This window comes from Geobacillus sp. WSUCF1, from assembly GCF_000422025.1.
In the GTDB taxonomy this organism is placed as follows: Bacteria; Bacillota; Bacilli; order Bacillales; family Anoxybacillaceae; genus Geobacillus; species Geobacillus zalihae.
In genome coordinates this window covers 1-4,295 of record NZ_ATCO01000064.1, presented here as the reverse complement: position 1 = coordinate 4,295, position 4,295 = coordinate 1, and the positions used below count along the sequence as shown (strand labels likewise).

General features: G+C 39.0%; 4 protein-coding genes and 1 pseudogene. 4 read left to right on the top strand and 1 reads right to left on the bottom strand.

Translation table 11 applies throughout. The annotated features are described in order from the left end of the window. The first annotated feature begins 429 nt into the window (after positions 1 to 429). A complete protein-coding gene (locus tag I656_RS09265; protein ID WP_033005380.1) occupies positions 430 to 1,344 on the top strand; it encodes a tyrosine-type recombinase/integrase in 915 nt (304 codons plus the stop codon). A 323-nt stretch (positions 1,345 to 1,667) separates the two neighbouring features. Here the strand turns inward: I656_RS09265 and I656_RS0115355 are convergent. After that, positions 1,668 to 2,366, bottom strand: a pseudogene (locus I656_RS0115355) (ExeA family protein); the annotation flags it as partial. Here I656_RS0115355 and I656_RS09270 point away from each other — a divergent pair. The 3 genes from I656_RS09270 to I656_RS17840 all read left to right on the top strand — a co-directional run bounded on the left by I656_RS09270 (position 2,342) and on the right by I656_RS17840 (position 4,196). Continuing rightward, positions 2,342 to 2,734, top strand: coding sequence for a DUF6262 family protein (locus tag I656_RS09270; RefSeq protein ID WP_033005382.1), 393 nt, complete (start codon positions 2,342 to 2,344; stop codon positions 2,732 to 2,734). The pseudogene I656_RS0115355 and the gene I656_RS09270 overlap by 25 nt on opposite strands. Before the next feature lie 381 nt (positions 2,735 to 3,115). Next, positions 3,116 to 3,691 carry a hypothetical protein gene (locus tag I656_RS09275; RefSeq protein ID WP_200861011.1) on the top strand — a complete coding sequence of 192 codons (576 nt, stop codon included), beginning with the start codon at positions 3,116 to 3,118 and terminating at the stop codon, positions 3,689 to 3,691. Positions 3,692 to 3,749: 58 nt separating this feature from the next. Beyond that, positions 3,750 to 4,196: a hypothetical protein gene (locus tag I656_RS17840; protein ID WP_128570075.1), complete on the top strand. Its 447-nt coding sequence runs from the start codon at positions 3,750 to 3,752 to the stop codon at positions 4,194 to 4,196. The last annotated feature ends 99 nt before the right edge of the window (positions 4,197 to 4,295 follow it).

The following is a 4,295-nucleotide window of genomic DNA, read 5'->3' as shown; positions in this document are numbered from 1 at the left end:
AGGGTGCGAAATGTGAGATGGAAGGCGAAGCACCGCCCTTCCTTTTCCTTTGCATGGCTTCCCATCCTACCCACTTTTTTTGAAAACATAGTCTATTTATGGAACAAAATGGGTTTCAGACATTCGTCTGAAACCCATTTTGTCAACAGTCTGAAGCTAGTTATATGATAACTAGCTTTTTTATAAATTATCTCATTTTCCTCTCCCGTAAACCTTTTTCAAATTACTCGTTTTGTTGAGAATTGATGAACGTAACATAATATTCATCATTCAACATTAGATCGATTTAACTAGCCGCATAATATACATTATATGACTAACAATTGATTCTTTTTTATGATATACTCGTCATATAATGTTATTTTTTAAAGCGATTATTTGCTCTTTGAATCGATTTAAACTCGTCGTATAAGTGAAAGGGTGAAAAAGATGCTAAATGAGTATGTCACCTACCTTCAGGAGAAAGGAGCTTCTTCAAACACGATCATCTCCTACACGAATGACTTAAATATCTTTTTCAATGATTTACATATCCGTCCAGGTGATTACGTCACGGCGGCTGACATTCGCAAATGGATCGAGCAAATGTTGAATCCAAAGGAAGGGAAACCATTGGCCATTTCCACGATCAACCGTCGGCTTAATTCGCTGCGAAGCTTTTATGCATGGGCAGTCGAACATCATAAGCTCGAACAGAACCCAATGAAAGACATCCAGGATTTAAAATCGGCTGATGAAGACAACGAAAAAATTATGTGGCTGACGGAAGAAGAATTTGAGGACTTATTACATCGGATGCGGAAAAAACCGGTGCAAAGCCGGGGAGTCGATCCCGAGGAGAAATATCGGCGGGACCGCGCGGTGGTGTACCTGCTTACTTATGCGGGATTGCGGGTGGAAGAGTTATCCAATTTAAAATTAACGGACTTAGATTTAGAAATGAAACGAATTCGAATTGTAGGAAAAGGCATGAAAGTTCGAACGGTGCCTATTTCGAATATCTTGCTGGCAGAACTCGAGGATTGGCTGAAGTTTCGTGCGGAAATGGCGAAAAAGAAATCGCATGTGGCCGCATCGCCATATGTCTTTTACAGCCAGCGTTCTCCGAAATTTTCGGTCCGGGGCATTCAGCGAATGATCGAAAGCTACAGCCTGCCGAACAAAAAACTGACGCCCCATATGTTCCGGCATACGTTTTGTAAGTGGATGTTAAAGGCGACGAACAACGATATCGAGAAAGTGCGGCGGCTCGCTGGTCATAGCAATATTGCCACGACGTCTCGATACTTAAAAGACAGCTATAGTGATTTGGCGGATGCCGTGGAGGCGTTGCCGAAATTTTAATAAAGTTGGTTGTGCGTAGGTGTGGTAGGTGTACCGATAACGATTAGGATAGTCCAGTACGACCATGACATCTTTAAATCCTTATTCGAGGATTGCCATGTCCTTTGACGTTTTCTTACCCCATTAATGTAAATTAGCACATTATTTCAGAATCCCTTTTTCAAATTATTTCGAACTTATTCGGAAATAATGTGCAAAATCTTTGCGAATTATTCCAGGTTTTGCAGATTATTTCCGAACGTTTGCACATTATTTCGGATGATCAACTAGAATGAGGATGGATCGGGATGAAACATAACAGGGGCCGATCAGCCCCTCCTGTGTCAGTACCCCATTTCTTCGGCTTCCATACGCACAATGTCTTCGTCAATCATATGTTTTTTTAATTGAGCGCCGTATAACAGGCAAGTGGTGGCAAGGTTGTTGATGATCCGCAACCACCTCTGCGACTGCAGGGCGATCGCTTCTAAGGCAGCTGGGGTAAAAATCGGGTGTTTCGCCCCCTCCTGTTTCAGGCGGTGTTCGATATATCCCACCACTTCTTCCTTATCAAGGCCCATCTGGTATCGCATGATGATTCGTTGGTGAAGCGGACGGTGTTGATTCAACCGTAGTTTTGCCTGTAAATGGGGCAGCCCCGCCAAAATCAAGACAAACGGATTCGTTGAGTCCATGTGAAAGTTGAACAGGATCGCGATATCCTGCAGAAAGGCATCCTTCGCTAAATGCATTTCATCGAGGATGAACACTGACGTTACCCGTTGTTCATGATACAAGCGCTCGATCCCTTGTTGGATTTGATAAAACAAGTCGACCTTACGGTACTTCGGCTCTTCCCCGAGCCCGAAGGCAAGGCCGCGATAAAAGTCCATCACGCTTCCCGTTGACAATGGAAAATAAACGACGTGATACAGTGACGGATTCAGGGATTCCTTAAACGCCCGAAGGGCGAATGTCTTGCCGGACCCTGGTTCACCAATCAATAATCCGATCCCTCTTGTTCGGTTCACGTAGTCCAAAGCGCAATACAGGTGAAATTGTTCGTTTATCAAGAGAAAAAGCCTTAAAAACAAGAGATAACGCAGAGAAAGTTCTATCAAGAATGACTTTAGAGGGAAAAACAATCAACTTTAATACTGTTTCTAAGGAAGCTGGTGTGTCAAAATCATGGTTTTATAAAGAGCCTGAAATTAGAAAAAGAATTGAATCAATTCGGGGACAACAACAAAAAAGTTTAAATGGTGCCTTAAAGCTTCAAAAACAAAAAAGTTTAAAGTCCGAAGAGGTATTGATAAAAAACTTAAAAGGACGGGTCAAGGTTTTAGAAGAGGAAAATTTATTATTGAAAAAGCAAATTCAAAAATTATATGGGGAACTTTATTCTATATAGGTGCAATTTGAATCTTTAACATTTGTAGTTTTTACAGAGCGATTGGATCGACTGTCGGGCGAGCGAACAATGCCGCTTCCGGAACCATGTATGGGGCTGCGAAGCGGGTGATTGTTCGGTCACCGCCAGTCGAAAAGTGGATAAGCGACTTTTCCGTCAATGATATGTTAAACTTTTTCGTTGCATGTATATAAAAAGGGGTAGTACCAGCGTAGCTGACACCATCCGCAAAGCATATGTAATTAAATGGTGATTTTACAACTCACTTCATTATATTCTTATCAAGTTTCGACAATAAAAGTAGTTTTTCTACAAAGGAGTTTTACCATATTAATTGAATTTATGTTTATAAAAACCTTAATATATAAAAGGAGGTAATTGATGAAGAAACTTATTTATTGTGTTCTCACAATATTTATTCTAGCAATTGTGTTTACTTACCATTCCAACAGTTCTGCCTCTTCAAAAGAATTTTCACTTTTAGAAGCCTGTAAGTTTGCAAAGGAAAAAGCTAGACAGGAGTGGAGTAAAGATGCAGAAATCTATTATGTATTAAGTGTTGACGATAAGGAAAAAGAAAGTAAAAGTAAAGGGGAACACGGGAAAAGAAGATATTGGAATGTAATTCTAGCTAAACCAGGTACAGATGATCAAATGTTATATACAATTCATAATCAAAAAGTAGTAGAAAAATTAGCATTGACTGAACCTGTAAACAATGAAAATATAGTAGATTTAAACAAGATTCATTTTGATAGCGATAAAATTGTTGATAAAGCAAAAAAGGAATATAACCTATTACCAGGAAAAGGTTGGGCCGAAGGATATCATTTTGTTTTGCGAAAGTTAAACAGTGACCCGACTGTTGAAGTGGTTGGTAGGGATAAAAAGGGTAGGTTTATAAAGATTATCTTCAATGCTAGGACTGGAAAATTCGTTACCAAGATAACATCTTAGTATTTACTGATAAAATAATGATTAATTAACAAATTTTCTTGTGAAAGGTGTGTTTAACATGTTTAAAAAGCTTAAAACTAAGATTGTTACGAGTCTTTTTTCAGCGATCCTATTGACTTCACTTTTTATTGATTATGCTAGTGCAGCCTCCTACACTTATTTAAATCAAGATGTAACAGCGTATACTGCACCAGCAGGTTCGTTAACTTATTATGGTACAACCCCTCAAAAATATAAAACTGCTGCAGTACATCCTAAAACTTGCGGTAGTCCGAGTTCAGGAACAATTTTTCCTTTCGGAGCAGTTATTAAAACTTCCACAGTTTTAAAAACTCCGTCTGGAACTTCTATGCAATATTTTACAGTTGAGGATATGGGGGATGTATTTTGCTCCCGAGGTTTAACTCGACAATGGTTTGATATTTATTTCGGTTATACTTCAAGTGATATAAATCAAGCCAATCTATTCGGTATAAAAACTGTTAGCTACACTGTAACTTATTAATATTTACGAATAATGATCAGAGCTCTCAACATTTCAATGAAATAAAATCTCCTGAAACAAGGAATTGGATTAGTAAGCAGGGTAACATCCTGCTTTTTT